Raw genomic sequence first — 20,230 nt, 5'->3', positions numbered from 1 at the left:
AAACAATAGGTAGGCAATGTCCTACCAGTCAAGGGTAGGAAATCTCCTACCTGTCGGGGTCGGCCGAACGGCGGCCCGGGGACGGGGGAAGAATCGGCGCCGTGTCCGACGCGCCGACGACCGTGCCTGCCGAAGTGATCACCGATCCGGAGGATCCCCGGATCGCCGACTACCGGGCGCTCACCGACGTCGAGCTGCGTACCCGGTGGGAGCCGCCGAACGGGCTCTTCATCGCCGAGGGTGAACTCGTACTCCGCCGGGCGCTCCGGGCCGGCTACCGGGCGCGTTCCTTCCTGGTCGACGCGAAACGGGTCGACCAGCTCGACGACCTGGGCACCGGCGACGCGCCCGTCTACGGGGCCAGCCCGGCCGTGCTGGAACGGGCCACCGGCTTCCACGTGCACCGGGGCGTACTCGGCTCGTTCCACCGCCGCGAGCTGCCGACCGTGCCGGAGGTGCTCCGGGACGCCCGCCGGGTGGTGGTGCTGGAGGACGTCAACAACCACACGAACGTCGGGGCGATCTTCCGGGGTGCCGCCGCGCTCGGCATCGACGCGGTGCTCCTCTCGCCCACCTGCGCCGACCCGCTCTACCGGCGCAGCGTACGGGTCAGCATGGGTGAGGTCTTCGCGGTGCCGTACGCGAAGTTCGACAGCTGGCCGGACGGGCTCGCCGAGGTGCGGGCGGCGGGCTTCGCCGTACTCGCCATGACCCCGGCCCCGGACGCGGTGCCGATCCAGCGGCTCACCCCGGCCCAGCGGCGCCGGGCCGCGCTGCTGCTCGGCGCCGAGGGTGCCGGCCTCACCCCGGCGGCCCAGGCCGGCAGCGACGCCCGGGTGGTCATCCCGATGCGCCGCGGCGTGGACTCGCTCAACGTCGCGGCCGCCGCAGCCGTCGCCTTCTGGGAACTCGGCCGGGACGACCTGCCGTAGCCGCTGGCCCGCCGGCTACGGCAGGTCAGCGCAGCCGGCCGGCGGACCGGGCCGGCGCGGGCGACGGGCGGACACCCGCCGACGGTACCGTCGAGCCCGTGTTTCCTACCGTGCGTGAGGTGCTGGCCCTGGACCCGGTCCGGCACGGCGGCCCCCGGGTGGTCGCCGGCACGGCCGGGCTGGACCGGCCGGTACGGTGGGTGCACGCCGCCGAGGTGCCGGACATCGCCGCCCTGCTCAGTGGCGGGGAACTCGTGCTCACCACCGGCATCGGCCTGCCCGCCGACGACCCCGGCCTGCGCGCCTTCATCGGCGAACTGGCCGACGTCGGGGTCTCCGGACTCGTGGTCGAACTCGGCCGGCGCTATCCGGCGGCGGTACCCCGGGTGATGGTCTCCGCCGCCGAGCGCCGCAACCTGCCACTTGTCGAACTGCGCCGGGTGACGCCGTTCGTCCGGATCACCGAGGCGGTACACGGGTTGATCGTCGACGCCCAGCTCACCGAGTTGCGGGCAGCCGAGGAGATCCACCAGCGCTTCACCGAGCTCTCCGTCGAGGGCGCCGAGCCGGCCGAGGTGCTCCGGCAGGCCGCCGTACTGTCCGGCTGTCCGGTGATCCTGGAGAACCTCTCCCGGCAGGTGCTGGCGTACGACCCGGCGGGGGAGAGCGCCGAACTGCTGCTGCGGGGCTGGGAACAGCACTCCCGGCGGATCCGCCCGACCGGCCGTACCGGCTACGACCCGGACGCCGGCTGGCTCTGCACCACAGTCGGCGCCCGGGGGCAGGACTGGGGGCGGCTGCTGCTGCGCTGGCCGAGCGGCGAACTGCCGGCCGCCGCGCCGAGCGGTGAACCGCCCGCCGCGCCGGGCGACGAACCACTTGCCACGCCGACCGCTCCGCCGACCCGGTTGACGATCCTGATCGAGCGGGCCGCCTCCACCCTGGCGCTGGGCCGGCTGATCCGGCGGGACGCCGAGGGACTGGAACGGCAGATCCACCGCACCCTGATCACCGCGCTGCTCGACCACACCCGGACGGTCGACGAGGTGGCGCTGCGGGCGCGCGCCCTCGGGGTACCCCTGGACCGGCGGCACCTGGTCGGGGTCGTCGTCAGGTACCGCGTCGACGAGGGGACGGGCACGGCGGCGGCCGGCCAGGCCGGCCAGGCCCGGCTGCGGGACCTGGCCGAGGCGGTCAGCCAGGCGCTGCGGGACGCCGAACTGAGCGGGCTGGCCAGCACCCTGGACGACCAGGCGGTCGGAGCCGTGCTGGCACTGCGGGACGCCGGGGACGAGGAGCCCGCCCTGGCCGCCTTCGCGGCGGCGCTGGAGCGGGTACGCCTGGACGCCGCCCCGGCCGCCGGGCGGGCTTCCGGGACGCCGGGCACGGTGATCGTGGCGGCCGGCTCCGGTGTCGGCACCCTGCGGGAGGCCCGGCGCTCGCTGATCGAGGCCCGTCAGGTGGCCGACGCCGCCCGCCGGGGTCGACGGGACCTGCCGGTCTACCGGTTGCCCCAGGTCGGGCTGGCCGCGCTGCTGCACCTGCTCCGGGACGAGCCGAGGTTGCAGACCTTCGTCGAACGCGAACTCGGGCCGCTGCTGGCCCACGACGCCGAGCATCCCCGTGAGCAGTTGCTCGGCACCTTGCGCGGCTATCTGGCAAGCGGGCGGAACAAGTCCGCCGCCGCCGCGGCGGCGCACCTGTCCCGGCCGGCCTTCTACGAGCGGCTGGCCCGGATCTCCCGGATCCTCCGGGTGGACCTGGACTCGGTGGACGACTGCCTGTCGCTGCACGTCGCCCTGCTCGCCCTGGACGCCGTCCGGGACGGCTGACCGGTCACCCCACCACCCGGCGCCTCACGAGATCGCGGTGAGTGCCTTGGCGTACGTCGGTGGGACGAAGTGCGGTCCGGCCGGGGTGAAGACGTCGGTGGCGTTCGCGGCGGTCCACGCCTGTGCCGGTACGGCGTCGAGCAGGGTGCGCACCACTGCCGCGTCCCGCCAGTCCGGGTGCTCGGCGACCAGCCCGAGCGCCACCACCGACTCCTCGACCTCGCCGACGCACTCGAAGGGCTTGTGCGCGTCGATGCCGAGCAGTTCGAGGTAACCGGGCGCCTGGGCCGGGTCGGCGAGCAGGTCGGTTCCGAAGATCCGCACCAGTCGCTCCCGGGGCATGAACGGGGCCAGGGCCAGGAAGATGAACCGGCACTTCGGGCAGTTGCCGCACCACCTGTCGCTCGGGTCGCGGAGCTTGAACGCGGCGTTGCAGCTGGTCACCACGTCGTCGTAACGGGTGAACTGGGCGAAGAGCCGGGCGATGTGCAGCTCGGAGAGTTGCCGCAGCAGCGAGAAGTACGGCTCGGCCAGCCCGGCGTGCCCGGCCAGGGCCGCCCGGAGCAGCCCTTCCGCCTCGACCCCCTTGGACCACTGGTGGTTGACCTCGACGCCGTGCCAGACCAGGTTCGGGTCGGAGGCGGAGCGCTCGTTCGACATCACCACCGGACCGAGCCCGTGCAGTACGGCGGTGCCGACCGCGATCAGCGAGTTGATCGCGGTGACCGGAATGTGCCCGTTGCGGGCGCCGGCCGCGTTCAGCTCGATCAGCGCCGGGTCGAGCCGTCGCCGGGCGGCCAGCGGGGTGAGCCCGGACGCCTCGTTGACGCTGACGATGATGTGGTTCGGGTTGACCGAGAAGGGGACGGGGTCGAAGCCGGCCGTGCGCAGCGCCTCCAGGCTGACGATGGAGTCCTTGCCGCCACCCACCGTCGAGAGCGGCCGGCGGTCCGAGTTGTCCCACCGGGCCGGCTCGGTGACCTGGCCCGGCGGCAGTTCGGGGGTCAGCTCCAGCACGTGCGGCAGGTCGTTGCGGTAGGCGTACTCGGCGAGACCCGCGGTGTAGACGGCGGTGACCAGCGCGACGGCCTGCTCGCCCAGCGGCGCCGGCAGGACCAGCCGGGGCGGTGCGGCGGCCTTGTAGTAGCTCACCCCGGCGACCAGGTGCAGCAGCTCCAGCACCCGGCCGAAGGTGGCCAGGGTCGCCGGCGACGGCGGCGTCGCGGGTTGCGGGAAGGTGATCAGCTCGGTGAACCGCAGCTCGCCGTCCGGGCCGGTCAGCGCGTATTCGAGGGCGGCCTGTCCGGTGGCCGGATCGAAGGAGTGGGCCGGGAAGGCGAAGGCGTCCATCCGCCGGAGCTGTCCGTTGGGCACAGGCAATAGTAGTCCGCCCGGGTTGACGGCATGTCAATCTCCGGCTCCCGCTGCCCGACAGGGTGGCAGTTGCCGGGTCTCCCCGCACGGTGCGAGCGTGCAGGCCGAGGCCGAGGCGGCCCGGGGGCCGGGCGGGTCAGCCGGAGTGCCGGTCGGCCGAGGCGGCGGCGGGCACCGAGCGGAGCAGCCGGAGCAGGCCGGCGCCGACCAGGTACGCCGCGAGCGCGCCGGTCGGCAGGCCGAGCAGGTACTCGCCGCTCTTCGGGGCGACGTTGTTGCTGAACAGCCCGACCACGGTCGCGGCGAAGCCGAGTACGACGAGGAGCAGCCGGGGCAGCGGACGGGCGAGCGTACGGCACAGCGCGGCCGGCATCGCCCGGGGCCGCCTCGACGGGCGGCGGGAGCCGCGCAGCTCGATCCGGCCGAAGATGGCGACCAGCACCGCGAGCACCCCGGTCAGCATGATCAGCCAGGGGATCCGCCAGAGCCACCAGGTGACGCTGCCGACCGGTGGACTGGGCAGCGCGCCCAGCGCGTCAAGCGCTCCGGCCAGCAGGATCACGGCGGTGAGGTGCCAGAGGAAGATCGTCAGCACCACCGAGTTCACCGCGACGACGAGCATCCACGGGCGGGTCCGGTGCAGCCAGCGCTCGGCCCGGTCCCGGAGCAGCATGATCAGTCCGAGCTGTGCGGTGGCCAGGGCGAGCAGGGCGAGGCTCGGCGGCGACATGTTCTGGATCCGCTGGTCCGGTTGGTTGATCATGCTGGTCGGGTACGGGCCGACCAGGGTGAGCAGCAGCAGCGCGGTCAGTCCGACCACCAGCAGCGGCCAGCCCACCCGGGGACGCATCGGCAGGGTTCCGGTCCGCCAGGCGAACCCGACCTGGTGCATGGCGAGCCAGCCGAAGAGGAAGTTGCCGTACCCCAACCGCTCCTCACCGAGCAGCCTCGCCAGGTCCCCGAGGGCGAGCAGCCCGAGCAGCACCGCCGGCACGAGCAGGCCGTACCGCTGGTGCAGGGCGAACGTCACCGGGGTCAGCAGCACCACGAAGACGTAGGCGGAGAGGAACCAGAGCGGCACCGTGGCGTACCAGACGACCTCGCGGACCTGGCTCGGGTCGGCGCCGAGCAGCCGGGCGCCGAGCGCGGCGAGCGGGAGCAGCACCAGCAGTACGGTGGTGGGCCGGATCAGCCGTCCGCTCCGGGCGGTCAGCCAGCCGCCCGCGTCGCCGCCCCGCCGCCGGTGACCGGTGAGCGAGGCGGCGTTGGCGTAGCCGCCGACCAGGAAGAACAGCGGCATGACCTGGAAGAGCCAGGTGCCCGGGCGACCCCAGGTGATCTCCTCCAGCGCGTTGTGGCCGCGCAGCCGTCCCGCGTCGTCCTCGAGCGCGGCGATCAGCCAGTGCCCGATCACCACCAGGACGATCGCCACCGCGCGGAGCAGGTCGACGTAGCGCTCCCGTTCGGCGGGCGTGCGGCCGACAAGCTCCCGCAGGCGGCGCATGTGGTCAGGCTATCCACTCCGTCGGGCCGCCGACGCGGGATGCGGCAAGCCGGGTGGATTGCCGGTCCGTAACGGTTCGGCCGCCGGGACTTGCTGCCGGCACCCTCTTCCGTAAGAATCCTTCAGTAACTTAGCGTTAAGTGAAGACAAGCAACGTTAGGCGAAGACGAGCAACAGTGTCGCCTGAAGCAGTACCAGTGTTGAAGTGGTCCCCACCTGTCGAAGCAACCCCACCCGACCCGATGACCCCGAGCCTCGTTGGCGGGCGCCGCCTTCACCGGCTGCGGCGTCCACCTGGACCGGATCCGAGGAGAAGCTATGAAGAGGCGTGACATCCTCCGTCGTACCGCCGCGGCCGGCCTGCTGGCCGTCCCCGCCACCGGCCTGCTGACCGGTTGTGCTCTCGGCGGCGACGACGACAACAGCGGCGGCGAGTCGCTCGAAGGCACGAAGAGTGAGCAGAACCCACTCGGCGTCAAGGAGGACGCGCCGCTCGAGGTGGTCATCTTCAATGGTGGCTTTGGCGAAGAGTATGCCAAAGCCCACCAGGCGATGTACACCGAGAAATATCCAAAGGCGACGATCAAGCACTCCGCCACGCAGGAGATCAACAAGACCCTCCAGCCCCGGTTCGTCGACGGCAGCCCGCCCGACGTGGTGAACAACTCCGGCGGCGGACAGATCGACTTCAACGGCCTGGTCTCGCAGAACGCCCTGACCGACCTCGGGGAGCTGCTCGACGCGCCCAGCCTCGACATCCCCGGCAAGAAGGTCCGGGACACCCTGCTGCCCGGCGTGGTGGACGTCGGGTCGTACGACGGCAAGTTCCTGGTGCTCAGCTACGCGTACACCGCGTACGGCATCTGGTACTCCACCAAGCTCTTCACGGACCGGGGCTGGCAGTACCCGAAGACCTGGGACGACCACATCGCGCTCTGCAAGCAGATCAAGGCCGCCGGCATCGCCCCCTGGACGTACGCCGGCAAGCACCCCCGCTACATGAGCTGGCCGGTCATCTCGACGGCGATCAAGTTCGGCGGCCCGGACGTGGCGAAGGCGATCGACAACCTGGAGCCGAACGCCTGGAAGTCCGAGGCGATGAAGGCGGCGGCGGACGCCTGGTACCAGATCGTCAAGGACGGCTACATCATGCCCGGCTCGCCCGGCCTCGACCACGTGCAGTCGCAGACCGAGTGGTGCCGGGGCAAGGCCGCCTTCATCTCCTGCGGCTCCTGGCTGGAGAGCGAGCAGTCCAAGGTCACCCCGGCCGGCTTCAACATGTCGATCGCGCCGACCCCCAGCCTCGGCACCGGCGACAAGCTGCCGTTCGAGGCGATGCGCGGCACCGCCGGTGAGCCGTTCATGGTCCCGGCCAAGGCCAAGAACCGGGCCGGCGGCCTGGAATACCTGCGCACCATGCTCTCGATGAAGGGCGCCCAGGACTTCACCCGCAAGGTCTCCAGCCTGACCGTGGTGGCCGGCTCCACCGAGGGCATCGACCTGCCGTTCGGGTTGGGCACCGTGGTCAAGGCGCTTGACGCCTCCGGCAGCAACGGCTTCAACTGGGTCTACAACAACTTCTACCGCAAGCTGGAGCGCGAGCTGGTGGACGCGGCCTGCGGCGAGTTCTTCAGCGGCCGGAGCACCCCGGCGGAGTTCCTGGACGCGTGCCAGAAGGGCGCCGACCAGATCGCCGGGGACAGCAGCATCAAGAAGTACAAGCGCCAGTAGGGGCGTCCGGTTGACGTCGTGGGGTCGGCCGGTGCGCGGCCGGCCCTCCGGCGCGGTTGTCGCGGGGACAGGTCTTCCCGCGTGGAGTGGGCAGGATGTCGTTCCCGTGAAACATGGCAAGTACCCGCTGATCATCACCTTCCTGGTGCCGCCGCTGCTGCTGTACGGCGTCTTCGTGCTCTCGCCGTACCTCCAGGCGTTCCAGATCTCCACCACCAACTGGCTGGGCTACTCGGCCAGCGCCGACTACGTGGGCCTGGAGAACTTCGCCACCCTGCTGCGCGACGGCAAGATGTGGAACGCGGTGAAGAACAACGCGATCCTGCTGGCGCTGCTCCCGGTCCTGACCATCGGGCTGGGGCTCTTCTTCGCCAGCATGCTCAACATGGGCGGCCGGCGCGGCACCGCCGGGGTGGTCGGGGTACACGGCTCCGGCGCCTACAAGCTGGTCTACTTCTTCCCGCAGGTGCTCTCCGTGGTGATCATCGCGCTGCTCTGGAAGGAGGTCTACCACCCCAACAACGGGCTGCTCAACGCCACGCTGCGCGGCATCGGGCTGCCCGCGCCGACCTGGCTCGGTGATCCGCGTACCGCGTTCTGGGCGGTACTCGCGGTGATGGTCTGGGCCAACGTCGGCTTCTACGTGGTGCTCTTCGGCGCGGCGATGCAGGCCATTCCGAAGGACATCTACGAGGCGGTGATGCTCGACGGCGCATCCCGGTGGACCACGCTCACCAAGGTCACCATCCCGCTGCTCTGGGACACCGTGCAGGTCGCCTGGATCTATCTGGCCATCGCCGCGCTGGACGGGTTCATCCTGATCCAGCAGATGACCGACGGCGGCCCCAACCACTCGTCGGACGTGATCGGCCTGCGGATGTACAACACGGCGTTCGGCAGCGAGACCAAATTCGGGTACGCCTCGGCGATCGGCGTGGTGATGTTCTTCCTGACCCTGTCGGTGGCGGTACTGGCGCTGCGGGCCAGCCGTCGGGACCGAATCGAGTACTCGTGACGACCCTCGAAACCCCCGCCTCGGCTCCGCCGAGCACCGGTTCCGACCGCCGGTCCGGCACCGGCGACCGGCCACCCCGCCGCGAGCTGGGCGTGGTGAACTTCTTCTCGCACGGCTTCCTGCTGATCTGGGCGCTGCTCACCACCCTGCCGCTGATCTGGGTCTTCATCAGCTCGTTCAAGAGCGACGGCGAGATCCTCAGCGATCCGTGGGGGCTGCCCGGCGCGCTGCGCTTCGAGAACTGGGCGCGGGCCTGGACCGAGGCCCGGATCGGGCAGTACTTCCTCAACAGCGCGATCGTGGTGGCCGGCTCGCTGACCCTGACCATGCTCTTCGGCGCCGCCGCCGCGTACGTCTTCGCCCGCTACGAGTTCCGCTACCGGCAGGTGTTCTACTACCTGTTCGTCGGCGGGATGATGTTCCCGGTCTTCCTGGCCCTGGTGCCGCTCTTCTTCGTGGTCCGCAACGCCGGCCTCTTCAACAGCTGGACCGGGCTGATCCTGGTCTATGCCGCGTACTCGTTGCCGTTCACGGTCTTCTTCATGACCGCGTTCTTCCGGACCCTGCCGACATCCGTCGCCGAGGCGGCCCTGATCGACGGCTGCGGGCACTTCCGGCTCTTCTTCCGGGTGATGCTGCCGATGGCCAAACCGGGCCTGGTCAGCGTGGCGATCTTCAACTTCCTCAGCCAGTGGAACCAGTTCATCCTGCCGCAGGTGCTGATGCAGGGGGACGAGTCGAAATGGGTGCTCGCGCAGGGGCTCGCGGCGTTGGCGGTCAGCCAGGGATACCAGGGCGACTTCAGTGGATTGTTCGCCGGGCTCACCCTCGGAATGCTGCCGGTGCTGGCGGTCTACGTGCTGTTCCAGCGCCAGATCCAGTCCGGGCTGACCGCCGGCCAGTTGAAATAGCGGCCGGCGGGCGCAGGGCGGTCGGGCGACGACGTGCCGGGCTCAGGACGGTTCCGGGGCGACGTGCCGGGCTCGGGGTGGCCCGGGGCGACGTGCCGGGCTCAGGACGGTCTCGGGGCGACGTGCCGGGCTCAGGTGGTCCGGGGGCGAGGTGCCGGGCCCGGGACTGTCCGGGGACGGCGTGCCGGGCTCGGGGCGGGCCGGGGTGCGGCCGGGTCAGCCGGTGGCCGGGCCGAGCAGTCGACGGTGCAGTTCGGCCGGGTCGGTCAGCTCGGGCAGTGGCCGGGCGGCCAGCCAGGCGGCGCCGAGCGCCCCGTCCCCGGCGGTCCGCAGCGGCGCGTCCGGCCAGCGCTCGGCCAGGGCCGGGCGGACCGCCTCGGCCAGCGGGGTGTCGCCGGTGAGCAGCCCGCCGCCGAGCACGATCGGGGTCTCCGCACCGGCGGGCCGGATCCGTTCCACGTTGCCGGCGAGCAGCCGGGCGGCCTCGGCGAGCAGTGCCGTCGCCGTCGGATCGCCGTCCCGGTCGGCCCGGATCACCAGCGGGGCGAGGGCGGCCAGTTCGACGGCGGGGCGCCGGGTCACCGCCTGGACCAGGACGTCCACGGTGTCCCGGGGGCGGGCGGCCACCTCTGCCGAGCCGAGCAGGTCGGCGAGCACGAGGGTGCCGAGCGGGCCGGGCCGGCGGTGCCGGTCGAGGTCGGCAAGTGTCCGCCGGACGGCTTCCCGGCCGAGCCAGAAGCCGCCGCCGGCGTCGCCGAGGAGCCAGCCGTGGCCGTCGGCGATCCGGTCCAGCGCCATGCCGCGTACGTCGGCGGCGATCGCCCCGGTGCCGGCGATAAGTACCGTGCCGTCCGGCTCGGCGGCGCCCGAGGCGTACGCGACGAGGGCGTCGCCGAAGATGTCGTACCGGCAGCGCAGTCCGACCTCCTGCCAGACCCGGTCGAAGGCCAGCCGGCCGGCCGGATCGGCGAGCAGCCGGGGCGCTCCGGCCAGCCCCATCGCGCCGGCCCGGACCAGCCCGGGATCGATCTCGGCGAGGGCGTCGGTGAGCGCCACCCGGAGCTGTTCGGCGGCCCGCTCGGCGCCGTGGCTGGTCGGGTTGCCGCCGCCGGCCAAGCCGGTGCCGAGACGCTCTCCGGAGAGCGAGACCACGGTGGCCCGGGTCGAGGTCCCCCCGACGTCGAGTCCCACCACCATGCCGTCGGAGATCACCGGCAACCACCTTCCGCCCGGGGAGTTGATCGGCGTCCATGCTGGTCGGTGCGGCTGCCCGGGGCAAGCCTCGGCGATCGGCCGTCAGGGCCGGCCAGGTAACAGTTTGAAAACTTCACCCATCACCTTGACAAGGAGGGGGGCTTAGTAAGAACTTTTACCACTAACAGTTAACTTCCTTTTCGGAAAGGCGTGCCCATGGTCGAGCAGGAGGCGGACACCACCGCGGGGACCGCGGTGGCCGACGCCGAGCCCGACCGCCGGGCCGCCGCCGGGCTCTCACCGGCGGACAGCGTGCTGCTCCGGGTCCGTTCCCGGCTCACCGAGTTCACCGGCGCCCTGCAACGGGTGGCCGAGCAGGTGCTCAGCGACCCGTCGGCCGCCGCCCGGGCCACCATCGTCGAGCTCGCGGAGCGCAGCGGCACCTCCCCGGCCACCGTCACCCGGTTCTGCCGGGCACTCGGTTTCGAGGGCTACGCCGACCTGCGGCTCGGGATCGCCGCCGAAACCGGCCGGGCGCACACCGCCGGCTGGACCGTCGACATCGGACGGGAGATCCAACCGAACGACCCGCTGGAGCGGGTGCTCGGCCAGATCATCGCGGCGGACACCCAGGCCATGCACGACACGGCGGCGCTGCTGGACCTGGCCGAGGTCGAGCGGGCCGCCGAGGCGATCGCCGGAGCCGCCCGGGTGAACATCTTCGGCGCCAGCGGCAGCGCGCTGGTCGGCGAGGAGATGCAGTTCAGCCTGCACCGCATCGGCGTCGCGGCGTGGGCTTGGAACGACGTACACGAGGGGTTGGCCGGGGCCGCGCTGCTCCGCAAGGGTGACGTCGCCCTGGGCATCTCGCACACCGGCCAGACCCGCGAGACCATCGAGACCCTCGCCGAGGCCGGCAGCCACGGCGCGACCACGGTGGCGCTGACCGGGTTCCCCCGGTCCCCGCTTGCCGAACTCGCCGACATCGTGCTGCTCACCGCCAGCCAGGCGACAAGCTTCCGGCCGGACGCGCTCTCCGCCCGGCACCCGCAACTCGTCGTGCTCGACCTGCTCTACATCGCCGTCGCCCAGCGCACCCACGACCGGGCCCACGCCGCCTTCCAGCGGACCGCCCGGGCGGTGGGCGGGCACAAGGCGATCAAGGAGGCACGGCCGTGACACCCGTCCGACACCGACCCCTCGGGGTGGAGGTGGTCGCCTACCACCTCCGGCCCGATCGCTCCTGCGGGGGAGCGAGCAACCGCACCGCTGGCAGGTCCCGGTCATCCGGAGTCGTCCGGCTGGCCCGACCCGATTCTCAACTGAGGAGATGAAGATGTCCGCAACCTCCGACCACTCGTCGGACCGCGTTGATCTGTCGACAATGACCGGACCGGACCTGCCGGCGGCGCTGGGCAGCAGCCGCCGTACGGTGCTGCGCCGGGCCGCCGCAGCCGGGCTGCTCACCATCCCGGCCGCCGGACTGCTCGGCGCCTGCGCCACCGGCGGTGACGACGGGGGCAGCACCGAGCAGCAGACCGGGGAGAAGAGCGCCACCAACCCGCTCGGCGTCAAGGAGGACGCCGCGCTCGAGGTGATCATCTTCAACGGCGGCTACGGCGAGAAGTACGCCACCGACGTGCACCAGAAGCTCTACAAGACGGCGTTCCCGAAGGCGGAGATCAAGCACCAGGCGACCCAGGCGGTCTCCACGGTGCTCCAGCCCCGGTTCACCGCCGGTGACCCGCCGGAGTTCGTCAACAACTCGGGCGAGAAGTTCCTCGACTTCGGCGCCCTGGTCAACGACAACCAGCTCCAGGACCTGACCGAGCTGTGGGACGCGCCGTCGGTGGACGACCCGAACAAGAAGGTACGGGACACCGTCATCCCCGGCGTGGTCGAGCAGGGCATGTTCAACACCAAGGACGGGGCGCGCAAGCCCTTCGTCCTCTACTACGTCTCGACCGTCTACGGCATCTGGTACTCCGGCAAGCTCTTCAAGGACAACGGCTGGACCGTACCCACCACCTGGGAGCAGTTCACCGCGCTCTGCGACCAGATCAAGGCCAAGGGCATCACCCCGTTCGGCTACGCCGGGGCGAACGCCGCCTACTACATGTGGAACGTGATCCTGACCCAGGCCGCCAAGGTCGGTGGTCCGGACGTGCTGAAGAACATCGACAACCTGGAGCCGAACGCCTGGAAGGCCGAGCCGGTGATCCAGTCCGCCAAGGCCTGGGCCGAGATCGGCGCCAAGTACGGCGACAAGAGCTTCGAGGGGCTCAAGCACACCGACGTGCAGCTCCGGCAGAACCAGTACAAGCTCGCCTTCTACCCCAGCGGTGACTGGCTGGAGAACGAGCAGAAGAAGGACACGCCGGCCGGCTTCGAGTACCAGCTGATGCCGGTGCCGAGCCTGACGGCCGGGGACAAGCTGCCGGCCGGTGCGATCCGGGCCGCCGGTGGCGAGGGGTACTTCGTCTCGGCCAAGAGCAAGAACCCGCGCGGCGGCATGGAGTACATGCGGCAGATGCTCTCCAAGGCGGGCGCCCGGGGCTTCACCGAGACCGTCGGGGCGGCCACCGTCGTGCCGGCCGGCAGCGAGGGCTACTCGTTCCCGCCGGGCGTGGCCAGCTCGCAGGCGGCGCTGAAGGCGGCCGGGGCGAACGTATTCAACATGATGTTCGACAACTGGTACAAGGAACTGGACACTGAGGCCCGGACGGCGACCAACGAGCTGATGTTCGGCCGCGCCTCCGCCGAGCAGTGGGCCGACCGGATCCAGAAGCGCGCGGACGCCATCAAGGGCGACAGCAGCGTCGCCAAGTTCACGCGCTGACCGACCGGAATGGAGTGATCATGCGGCAGGGCAAGTACCCGTTCGTGATCGGCTTTCTCTTCCTGCCGGTCACGATCTACTCGGTCTTCGTGATCGCGCCGTACGCCCAGGCGTTCCAGCTCGCGATGACGAACTGGCGGGGGATCGGCGCGCCGGAGTGGATCGGGTTCGAGAACTTCCAGCGGCTCTTCAACGACACGGCCTTCTGGAAGGCGGTCCAGCACCACGGGGTACTGCTGCTTGCCCTGCCGCTGATCACCATCGCCATCGCGCTCTTCTTCGCGTTCCTGCTCAACGTCGGGGGCGGCAGCAAGGGCGGGCAGCGGGTCGGGGTACGGGGATCCGCCTTCTACCGGGTGGTGTTCTTCTTTCCCCAGGTCCTGGCGGTGGCGATCATCGCCGTACTGTTCCAGATGGTGTACCGGCCGGACGAGTCCGGCCTGATCAACGGCGTACTGACGAAGATCGGGCTCGATCCGGTCTTCTTCCTGATCAACCCGAACCTCGCCCTCTGGTCGATCATCGGGGTGCTGGTCTGGCAGGCGGTCGGCTTCTACGTGGTGCTCTTCTCGGCCGGGATGGCGTCGATCCCGACCGAGATCTACGAGGCCGCCGAGATCGACGGGGCCAGCAGGATCACGCTGTTCTTCCGGGTGACCCTGCCACTGCTCTGGGACACCCTCCAGGTGGCCTGGGTCTACCTCGGCATCGCCGCGTTCGACGCCTTCGCCATCGTCGCGGTGCTCTCCGTGGACAGCGGCGGCCCGGACGGCGCCACCACCGTGCTCGCGATGGAGATCTACCGCAACGCCTTCGTCTACGGCCGGGCCGGTTATGCCTCGGCGATGGGAGTGGCGCTGTTCTTCCTGACCATCACCTTCGCGGCGCTCGCGCTGCGGGTGACCAAGCGGGAAAGCGTCGAGTACTGAGATGGGACCCCAGATGACGACACAGACCGAGCGCCCGGTGACCGGGCCGGTGCAGGGCGAGCCGGCCGCCGGGGCCGGCAGCGGCCGCGACCGTCGGGTCAGGTCCGAGGTACGGCTGCTCTCCAGCCTGGGTCACGTGGCCCTGGTGGTCTGGGCGGTGATCGTGATCGTCCCGATCCTCTGGACCTTCCTGGCCTCCTTCAAGAACACCGCGGAGATCTTCAGCAGCCCGTGGACCCTTCCGGCCGAGCTGCGCTGGGAGAACTGGGGCCGGGCCTGGACACAGGCCAGGGTCGGCAAGTTCTTCGTCAACAGCGTGATCGTGGTTTCCTGCGGTGTCTTCGGCACCATGCTGCTGGGCTCGATGGCCGCCTACGTGCTGGCCCGCTACAAGTTCGTCGGCAACCGGGTGATCTACTACCTCTTCGTCTCCGGGCTGGCCTTCCCGGTCTTCCTCGCCCTGGTGCCGCTCTTCTTCGTGGTGGACAACCTCGGACTGCTCAACACGCACACCGGGCTGGTCCTGGTCTACATCGCCTACTCGCTGCCGTTCACGGTCTTCTTCCTGGCCGCGTTCTTCAAGACGCTGCCGACCTCGGTGGCCGAGGCGGGGATGATCGACGGCTGCTCGCACACCCGGCTCTTCTTCCAGGTGATGATGCCGATGGCCAAGCCCGGCCTGATCAGCGTCGGGATCTTCAACATCATCGGGCAGTGGTCGCAGTACCAGTTGCCGCTGGTGCTGCTCTCCAACGCCGAGGACAAGTGGGTGCTCACCCAGGGCATCGCCGACATCTCGGTCAACGCCGGCTACGAGGCGGACTGGTCCGGGCTGTTCGCCGCGCTGACCATGGCGATCCTGCCGATGATCCTGGTCTACGCGATCTTCCAGCGGCAGATCCAGTCCGGCCTCACCGCCGGCGCGATCAAGTAACCCGTCGACTGTCGCCGGCCGGCCCGCCAGGACCGGCCGGCCCTGGCCGGTGTGGTGGTGCCGGGGCTACGAGTCGTCGCGCGCCCGCGCCGCCTCGATCTCGGCCCGTACCGCTGGATCGTCCGTCAGCGACGGCCGGTCCAGGTCGGTGAGCAGCAGTGGCTGCCGTTGCGCGAGCAGGCCCAGCACACCGGAGGCGTTCCACTGCCGAGCCGCCGTGTACTCGTCGCCGGTCAGGCCCACCACCTGGAGGAACTGGAGCCGCCCGTGCGGGGTGGCGATCGTGCCCAGCTCGGGGTCCTCGGCGAAGGCCAGCGCTGTCATCGCGGTCTTGTAACCCTGCCGGATCGGTCCGTTCGCGTTCATCTGATGGCCCGGCGCGAACCAGTTACCGCTGGAGAAGACGTATCGGGCGAGGTTCTGCAACAGGTTCGCCGCCCAGATCGGTGGGTCGGCGTCACCGGCGTCCCGGGTGACCCGGAAGGTGAACTCGAAACCCCAGCCCGACTCGTCGGGGTTCTCGCTCTCCTTGGCGTACAGCTCGCTCATTCCGTAGCCGACGATGTGCCAGTGCGGCACCGGCTCGTCGCGTGGATAGAAGCTGATGCCGTCGAGCGGGTCGGGTCCACCCAGAGCGAATCGGTGCAGCGTGCCGTAGTGCTCCGGTTTGACATCGGGGTACAGCTGGCTGAGGCGGGCGTCGATGGCGTCCCAGCCGGGGGCATCGGAGGTCATTTCAAGATCAGAACATGCCTGCCGGGAGCGGCGCACCGGACCCCGCCCGGATGGATGTTCGGAGATGCCTCACCCCGGGCGTGGACGACGACAGCTGTACTGTCGCCCGGTGAATGATCAGAGCTACCAGTGCCGATGCTGCGGGCAGCAGCACGAGGGCCTGCCCTTCTCGTACGCATCGGACGCACCCGCCTACTGGCGGGACGAACTCGCCGGTGACGAGCGGAGCCTGCTCGACGACGAGCTGTGCATCATCCAGGCGCAGCACTTCTTCGTGCGGGCGCGGATCGTCATCCCCGTCCTGGACGTGACGGCCGAGTTCGACTGGACCGTCTGGGTGTCGCTGAGCAGGGCCAACTTCGAGCGGATGACCAACCTGTGGACCACGCCGGGGCGGGAGCAGGAGCCGTCGTACTTCGGCTGGTTGTCGACCGAACTTCCGGTGTACGAGCCGACGACGCTGAACCTCAAGACCCGGGTCCACACCAGACCGGTCGGTACCCGGCCGCTCGTCGAACTCGAACCCACCGACCACCCACTCGCGGTCGACCAGCGAACCGGCATCACCCTGGATCGGGTCCGACGGTTCGCCGAAAGCCTCCTGCACGGCACGTGACCCTTGGGGATCCCTGCACGCTCACCTCCGCGCCGGCCGGCGTGCGGACCAACGCCGACACCGTACTGGTGCGGGTCGGTGGGCAAGGGCCGGTGACATGACGGCGGGTGGCCCCTATGCTACTGAGTGGAGCAGGTTCGTGACTCTGCCGAGCGAACCGTCCGCCTGACCGGCATTGAGGGGGAATCCGTCGTGGCCCATGCCGCACCCGTCGAGGCCCAGCAGACGTCCACCGACCTGACCGCGATCCTGCGTACGCCGCTGCGCCAGCTCTCCGCCGACCAGGTCCGCCCCGTCGTACGGCGGATCGTCGAAGACCGTGACCGCGCCGAGGCGGTCGACGTGGCGGCGTTCAACTCGTCGATCTGACCGGGTGACCTCCAGCGGCCGCAGCCTCTCCGTGGTGCGGCCGCGCGCGCTCAACCAGTATGTCCTGAAGGTACACAGTCGGTGTGACCTGGCCTGCGACCACTGCTACGTCTACGAGCACGCGGACCAGAGCTGGCGGTCGCGTCCCCGGGAGATCGCCCCGGAGACCGTGGCCGTCGCCGCGACCCGGATCGCCGAGCACGCCCGGGACCACGGGCTGCGTCGGGTCCGTGTGGTGCTGCACGGCGGCGAACCGCTGCTGCTCGGGCCGGTCAGGTTGGCGGCGGTGCTGACCCGGCTGGCCGCCACCATCGAACCGGTGGCCGAACTCGACCTGCGGATGCAGTCCAACGGGGTGCTACTGACCCCGCGACTCTGCGACCTCCTCGTGGCACACGGCGTACGCGTCGGCATCTCGCTCGACGGCGACGCCTCCGCCAACGACCGGCACCGGCGCTTCGCCGACGGGGCGAGCAGCCACGCGGCGGTGCGCCGGGCGTTGGCCCTGCTGCGCCGCCCGGAATACCGGCGCAGCTACGCCGGAATCCTCTGCACCGTCGACGTGCGCAATGACCCGATCCGGGTGTACGAGGCACTGCTGGCCGAGGAACCGCCCCGGATCGACCTCCTGCTTCCGCACGCCACCTGGAACACTCCGCCGTCTCGTCCCGACGGCACAACGACCCCGTACGCCGACTGGCTGCTGCGCATCTACCGGCGGTGGGTCCGGGACGGGAAGCCGGTCGGGATCCGGCTCTTCGACTCGCTGCTGGCGACCGGGGCGGGCGGCCGGAGCGGTACCGAGTCGGTTGGTCTCGACCCCGCGGACCTCGTGGTGGTCGAGACGGACGGTGCCTGGGAGTTGGCCGACTCGATGAAGACCGCATACGACGGTGCGGCCGGAATCGGCCTGGACGTCTTTCGCCACCCGGCGGATGCCGTTGTCTCCCATCCGGAGTTCGCCGGCAGCCGACGATGCCTGGCCGGGCTCTGCCCGACATGTCGGCAGTGCCCTGTGGTCGCGCAGTGCGGTGGTGGGCTACGCGCCCACCGCTACTCCGACACCGGCGGATTCGACAACCCGTCCGTCTACTGTGCCGACCTCAAGGAGCTGATCATTTCGATCAACCGGGAAACGCTGCCCGGCGCAGCACCGGCCGGAACGCCCGCCGCCGCAGTAGGTCCCGGCGTCGCGGCGGGTCCCGGCGACCACCTGTCGTCCGCCGGTGACCTGCCACTCGGCGAGGCACCCGCGGCTGACCCGCTGCTCGACGGTCTGCCCGAGGGCGGCCTGCTCGACGATCTCGGCGCCGGTCACGGCTCGGTGGCCAGCCTGCGGCGGCTCGCCGCCGCCCAGCTCGGGTACGTCCGTAGCCTGATGATCGCGCTGGCCGACCAGGTCGCCGGCACCCCGACCGCCGAGGCCTGGGAGCTGCTCGCCCGGCTCGACGAGGAGGCGGCCGAGGCGGTGTCGGCCACTTTCGCCCACCCCTACCTGCGGCGGTGGGCCCGGCAGTGCCTCGCCCCGCGGCCCGGCCAGACCCCCGACCCGGAACAGCTGGCCGGACTGGCGGCGACCGTGGCGATCCGGGCCGGCGTCGACGCTGACCTCGAGGTACCGGTCCGGTCCGGCCTGGTCCAGCTGCCGGGTGTCGGCGCACTCGCCGTCGATGGTCCGGGCGAGCGCCTGGCACGCCTGTCCGCCGCCGGTGGCGGCTTCATCGTCCGCACCGGCCGGTCCGCCGTCACCGTGCCACCGCCCGGACACGCCCCGCCGCCGGCCGCCTGGCGACCGGTACGCCGGGCCGAGCTGGACGGTGCGGAGATCCTCGTCGAGGACCTCGATCCGTACCGGGACTGCTACGACCAACCGGCGGCGGCTCGGCTGGACCCGGCGGCGCTGGCGTACTGGCGGCGGTCGCTGGCCGCCGCGTGGGCCCGGATCCAGGCGGAGGTACCCGGCCAGGTGCCGGGCCTGCGGGCCGGGTTACGCGCCGTCACCCCGTTGCGCGCCGATCCGACCGGTCGGTTGCACAGTGCCACGTCCCGGGACGCCTTCGGGGCGGTCGGCTCCGTCGCGGCCGATCCGGATTCGCTGGCCGTGCTGCTGGTGCACGAGTTCCAACACCTGAAGCTCGGTGCCCTGCTGGAGTTGACAGTCCTGTTCGACCCGGCCCACCGGGCGCGGTTGGAGGTGCCGTGGCGGGACGAGCCACGACCGGTGGAGGGTGCGCTCCAGGGCACCTATGCCCATCTGGCCGTCGCCGACATCTGGCGGAACCGGCCGGGCGCCGAGGCCGGAGGACACTACCGCCGGTACCGCGGGTGGACGGCGCGCGCGATCGACAAGCTCGTCGCCACCGGGGCACTCACCGGGCACGGGGAACGGTTCGTCCGGCGGATGGCGGAGACCCTGCACTCCTGGCCCGATGAGCGCTGACCAGGCGGCGACGCCGATCGAGGAGCACCCGGCCCGGCCGGAGCGCTCGACCGGCACCGATCCCGCCGATCCCCGCCAGACCGCGCAGCTCGCCGCCGACCTGGCCGCCGTAGGCGTCCGCGCCGGTCAGGACCTGCTGGTGCACTGTTCGATGCGGCGGATCGGGCCGGTGGCCGGTGGCCCGGCGACGCTGCTGGCCGCGTTGCGGCGGGTGGCCGGGCCGGAAGCGACGGTGGTCGTACCCGCGCAGACGGCCGGCAACTCGACGACCAGTCCCGCGTTCCGGGCCGCCACCGAGCGGCTCGACGCGGCCGGGCGGGCGGCATACGAGGCGACGCTGCCGGGGTTCGACCCGGCGTCCACCCCGTCGGAGGGGATGGGGATCTTCGCCGAGTACCTGCGCAGGCAGCCCGGGGCGGCCCGCAGTGCCCATCCGATAACCTCCTTCGCAGCTCTCGGCCGGCGCGCGGTGGCATTCACCGAGGTGCACGACCTCGACTGTCACCTCGGGGAACGCTCCCCGCTCGGCCGCCTCTACGCCGCCGGCGCCGCCGTACTGCTGCTCGGCGTCGGGTACGCCAGGTGCACCGCGCTGCACCTGGCGGAGTACCGGCCCGATGCCCGCCGGCCGCCGGGTCCGCCACCGCAGCGGGCGTACCGCTGCTACGTGCTGGCGGACGGCCGGCGGGAGCGGCGCGACTTCCGCGCGCCGGTGCTCGACATGAGCGACTTTTCCGAGGTCGGCGCGGCGATCGATCGCAGTCTGCCGGTCGGTCACGGCCCGGTCGGGGCCGGAACCGCGCGGCTTGTCGATCTTCGCAGTGCGGTTGATTTCGCAACAACCTGGATGGCCGAGCATCGCCGGCCGTAAAGCG

The 20,230-nt window shown here is 71.1% G+C and carries 17 protein-coding genes; 13 read left to right on the top strand and 4 right to left on the bottom strand.

Annotated features, from left to right (window positions below; translation table 11 throughout):
* Positions 1–41 precede the first annotated feature (41 nt).
* Both CLT71_RS10405 and CLT71_RS10400 read left to right on the top strand, forming a co-directional pair.
* Entirely contained in the window at positions 42–932 is an 891-nt protein-coding gene (locus CLT71_RS10405) for a TrmH family RNA methyltransferase (protein WP_486483664.1), read from the top strand.
* A gap of 98 nt (positions 933–1,030) precedes the next feature.
* A complete protein-coding gene (locus CLT71_RS10400) occupies positions 1,031–2,764 on the top strand; it encodes a PucR family transcriptional regulator ligand-binding domain-containing protein (protein ID WP_101366932.1) in 1,734 nt (577 codons plus the stop codon).
* Positions 2,765–2,788: 24 nt separating this feature from the next.
* Here the strand turns inward: CLT71_RS10400 and CLT71_RS10395 are convergent, their stop codons facing one another.
* Positions 2,789–4,138 carry a MurL-like N-terminal domain-containing gene (locus CLT71_RS10395; protein WP_101366931.1) on the bottom strand — a complete coding sequence of 450 codons (1,350 nt, stop codon included), beginning with the start codon at positions 4,136–4,138 and terminating at the stop codon, positions 2,789–2,791.
* 136 nt (positions 4,139–4,274) lie between these two features.
* Positions 4,275–5,642 carry an acyltransferase family protein gene (locus CLT71_RS10390; protein ID WP_101366930.1) on the bottom strand — a complete coding sequence of 456 codons (1,368 nt, stop codon included), beginning with the start codon at positions 5,640–5,642 and terminating at the stop codon, positions 4,275–4,277.
* A gap of 318 nt (positions 5,643–5,960) precedes the next feature.
* On the opposite strand from CLT71_RS10390, the gene ngcE (CLT71_RS10385) reads away from it, so the two are divergent.
* The 3 genes from ngcE (CLT71_RS10385) to CLT71_RS10375 all read left to right on the top strand — a co-directional run bounded on the left by ngcE (CLT71_RS10385) (position 5,961) and on the right by CLT71_RS10375 (position 9,299).
* Positions 5,961–7,373 (top strand): N-acetylglucosamine/diacetylchitobiose ABC transporter substrate-binding protein, encoded by a 1,413-nt coding sequence (ngcE, locus tag CLT71_RS10385; protein ID WP_101366929.1) that lies wholly within the window; start codon positions 5,961–5,963, stop codon positions 7,371–7,373.
* 106 nt (positions 7,374–7,479) lie between these two features.
* Positions 7,480–8,388: a carbohydrate ABC transporter permease gene (locus CLT71_RS10380; protein ID WP_101366928.1), complete on the top strand. Its 909-nt coding sequence runs from the start codon at positions 7,480–7,482 to the stop codon at positions 8,386–8,388.
* Positions 8,385–9,299, top strand: coding sequence for a carbohydrate ABC transporter permease (locus tag CLT71_RS10375; RefSeq protein ID WP_101366927.1), 915 nt, complete (start codon positions 8,385–8,387; stop codon positions 9,297–9,299). The genes CLT71_RS10380 and CLT71_RS10375 overlap by 4 nt, the downstream gene beginning before the upstream one ends.
* A 216-nt stretch (positions 9,300–9,515) precedes the next feature.
* Here CLT71_RS10375 and CLT71_RS10370 read toward each other — a convergent pair whose 3' ends face one another.
* On the bottom strand, positions 9,516–10,508 hold the full coding sequence (locus tag CLT71_RS10370) for a BadF/BadG/BcrA/BcrD ATPase family protein (protein ID WP_101371321.1): 993 nt from the start codon (positions 10,506–10,508) through the stop codon (positions 9,516–9,518).
* Positions 10,509–10,709: 201 nt separating this feature from the next.
* On the opposite strand from CLT71_RS10370, the gene CLT71_RS10365 reads away from it, so the two are divergent.
* From CLT71_RS10365 to CLT71_RS10350, 4 genes are all read left to right on the top strand, one after another.
* The gene (locus CLT71_RS10365; RefSeq protein ID WP_101366926.1) at positions 10,710–11,672 is read left to right on the top strand and encodes a MurR/RpiR family transcriptional regulator; all 963 of its coding nucleotides are present in this window, start codon (positions 10,710–10,712) and stop codon (positions 11,670–11,672) included.
* Between the two features lie 157 nt (positions 11,673–11,829).
* Complete coding sequence (ngcE, locus tag CLT71_RS10360) at positions 11,830–13,332, top strand: type 2 periplasmic-binding domain-containing protein (protein WP_486483187.1); 1,503 nt, start codon at positions 11,830–11,832, stop codon at positions 13,330–13,332.
* 20 nt (positions 13,333–13,352) lie between these two features.
* The gene (locus tag CLT71_RS10355) at positions 13,353–14,261 is read left to right on the top strand and encodes a carbohydrate ABC transporter permease (RefSeq protein WP_101371320.1); all 909 of its coding nucleotides are present in this window, start codon (positions 13,353–13,355) and stop codon (positions 14,259–14,261) included.
* A gap of 13 nt (positions 14,262–14,274) precedes the next feature.
* Positions 14,275–15,195: a carbohydrate ABC transporter permease gene (locus CLT71_RS10350; protein WP_101371319.1), complete on the top strand. Its 921-nt coding sequence runs from the start codon at positions 14,275–14,277 to the stop codon at positions 15,193–15,195.
* Between the two features lie 66 nt (positions 15,196–15,261).
* Here the strand turns inward: CLT71_RS10350 and CLT71_RS10345 are convergent, their stop codons facing one another.
* Complete coding sequence (locus CLT71_RS10345) at positions 15,262–15,930, bottom strand: suppressor of fused domain protein (protein WP_101366924.1); 669 nt, start codon at positions 15,928–15,930, stop codon at positions 15,262–15,264.
* 109 nt (positions 15,931–16,039) lie between these two features.
* Here CLT71_RS10345 and CLT71_RS10340 point away from each other — a divergent pair, with 109 nt between their 5' ends.
* The 4 genes from CLT71_RS10340 to CLT71_RS10330 all read left to right on the top strand — a co-directional run bounded on the left by CLT71_RS10340 (position 16,040) and on the right by CLT71_RS10330 (position 20,226).
* Entirely contained in the window at positions 16,040–16,546 is a 507-nt protein-coding gene (locus tag CLT71_RS10340; RefSeq protein WP_486483186.1) for a DUF2199 domain-containing protein, read from the top strand.
* A 192-nt stretch (positions 16,547–16,738) separates the two neighbouring features.
* Positions 16,739–16,915, top strand: a complete 177-nt coding sequence (locus CLT71_RS36935) for a hypothetical protein (RefSeq protein WP_158242207.1) — start codon at positions 16,739–16,741, stop codon at positions 16,913–16,915.
* A 34-nt stretch (positions 16,916–16,949) separates the two neighbouring features.
* Positions 16,950–19,355 (top strand): FxsB family cyclophane-forming radical SAM/SPASM peptide maturase, encoded by a 2,406-nt coding sequence (locus CLT71_RS10335; protein ID WP_101371318.1) that lies wholly within the window; start codon positions 16,950–16,952, stop codon positions 19,353–19,355.
* A complete protein-coding gene (locus CLT71_RS10330; protein ID WP_101366922.1) occupies positions 19,345–20,226 on the top strand; it encodes an AAC(3) family N-acetyltransferase in 882 nt (293 codons plus the stop codon). The genes CLT71_RS10335 and CLT71_RS10330 overlap by 11 nt, the downstream gene beginning before the upstream one ends.
* Positions 20,227–20,230 lie beyond the last annotated feature (4 nt).

This window comes from Plantactinospora sp. CNZ320, assembly GCF_002846275.1.
The sequence above is the reverse complement of the archived record's forward strand: the minus strand, read 5'-3'. Positions and strand labels throughout refer to the sequence as shown.

Coding starts and splice junctions, on each gene's coding strand:
- CLT71_RS10390 (WP_101366930.1), bottom strand. CDS start 5,642: ATGCGCCGCCTGCGGGAGCTTGTCGGCCGCACGCCCGCCGAACGGGAG.
- ngcE (WP_101366929.1), top strand. CDS start 5,961: ATGAAGAGGCGTGACATCCTCCGTCGTACCGCCGCGGCCGGCCTGCTG.
- CLT71_RS10365 (WP_101366926.1), top strand. CDS start 10,710: ATGGTCGAGCAGGAGGCGGACACCACCGCGGGGACCGCGGTGGCCGAC.
- ngcE (WP_486483187.1), top strand. CDS start 11,830: ATGTCCGCAACCTCCGACCACTCGTCGGACCGCGTTGATCTGTCGACA.
- CLT71_RS10355 (WP_101371320.1), top strand. CDS start 13,353: ATGCGGCAGGGCAAGTACCCGTTCGTGATCGGCTTTCTCTTCCTGCCG.
- CLT71_RS10350 (WP_101371319.1), top strand. CDS start 14,275: ATGACGACACAGACCGAGCGCCCGGTGACCGGGCCGGTGCAGGGCGAG.
- CLT71_RS10345 (WP_101366924.1), bottom strand. CDS start 15,930: ATGACCTCCGATGCCCCCGGCTGGGACGCCATCGACGCCCGCCTCAGC.
- CLT71_RS10330 (WP_101366922.1), top strand. CDS start 19,345: ATGAGCGCTGACCAGGCGGCGACGCCGATCGAGGAGCACCCGGCCCGG.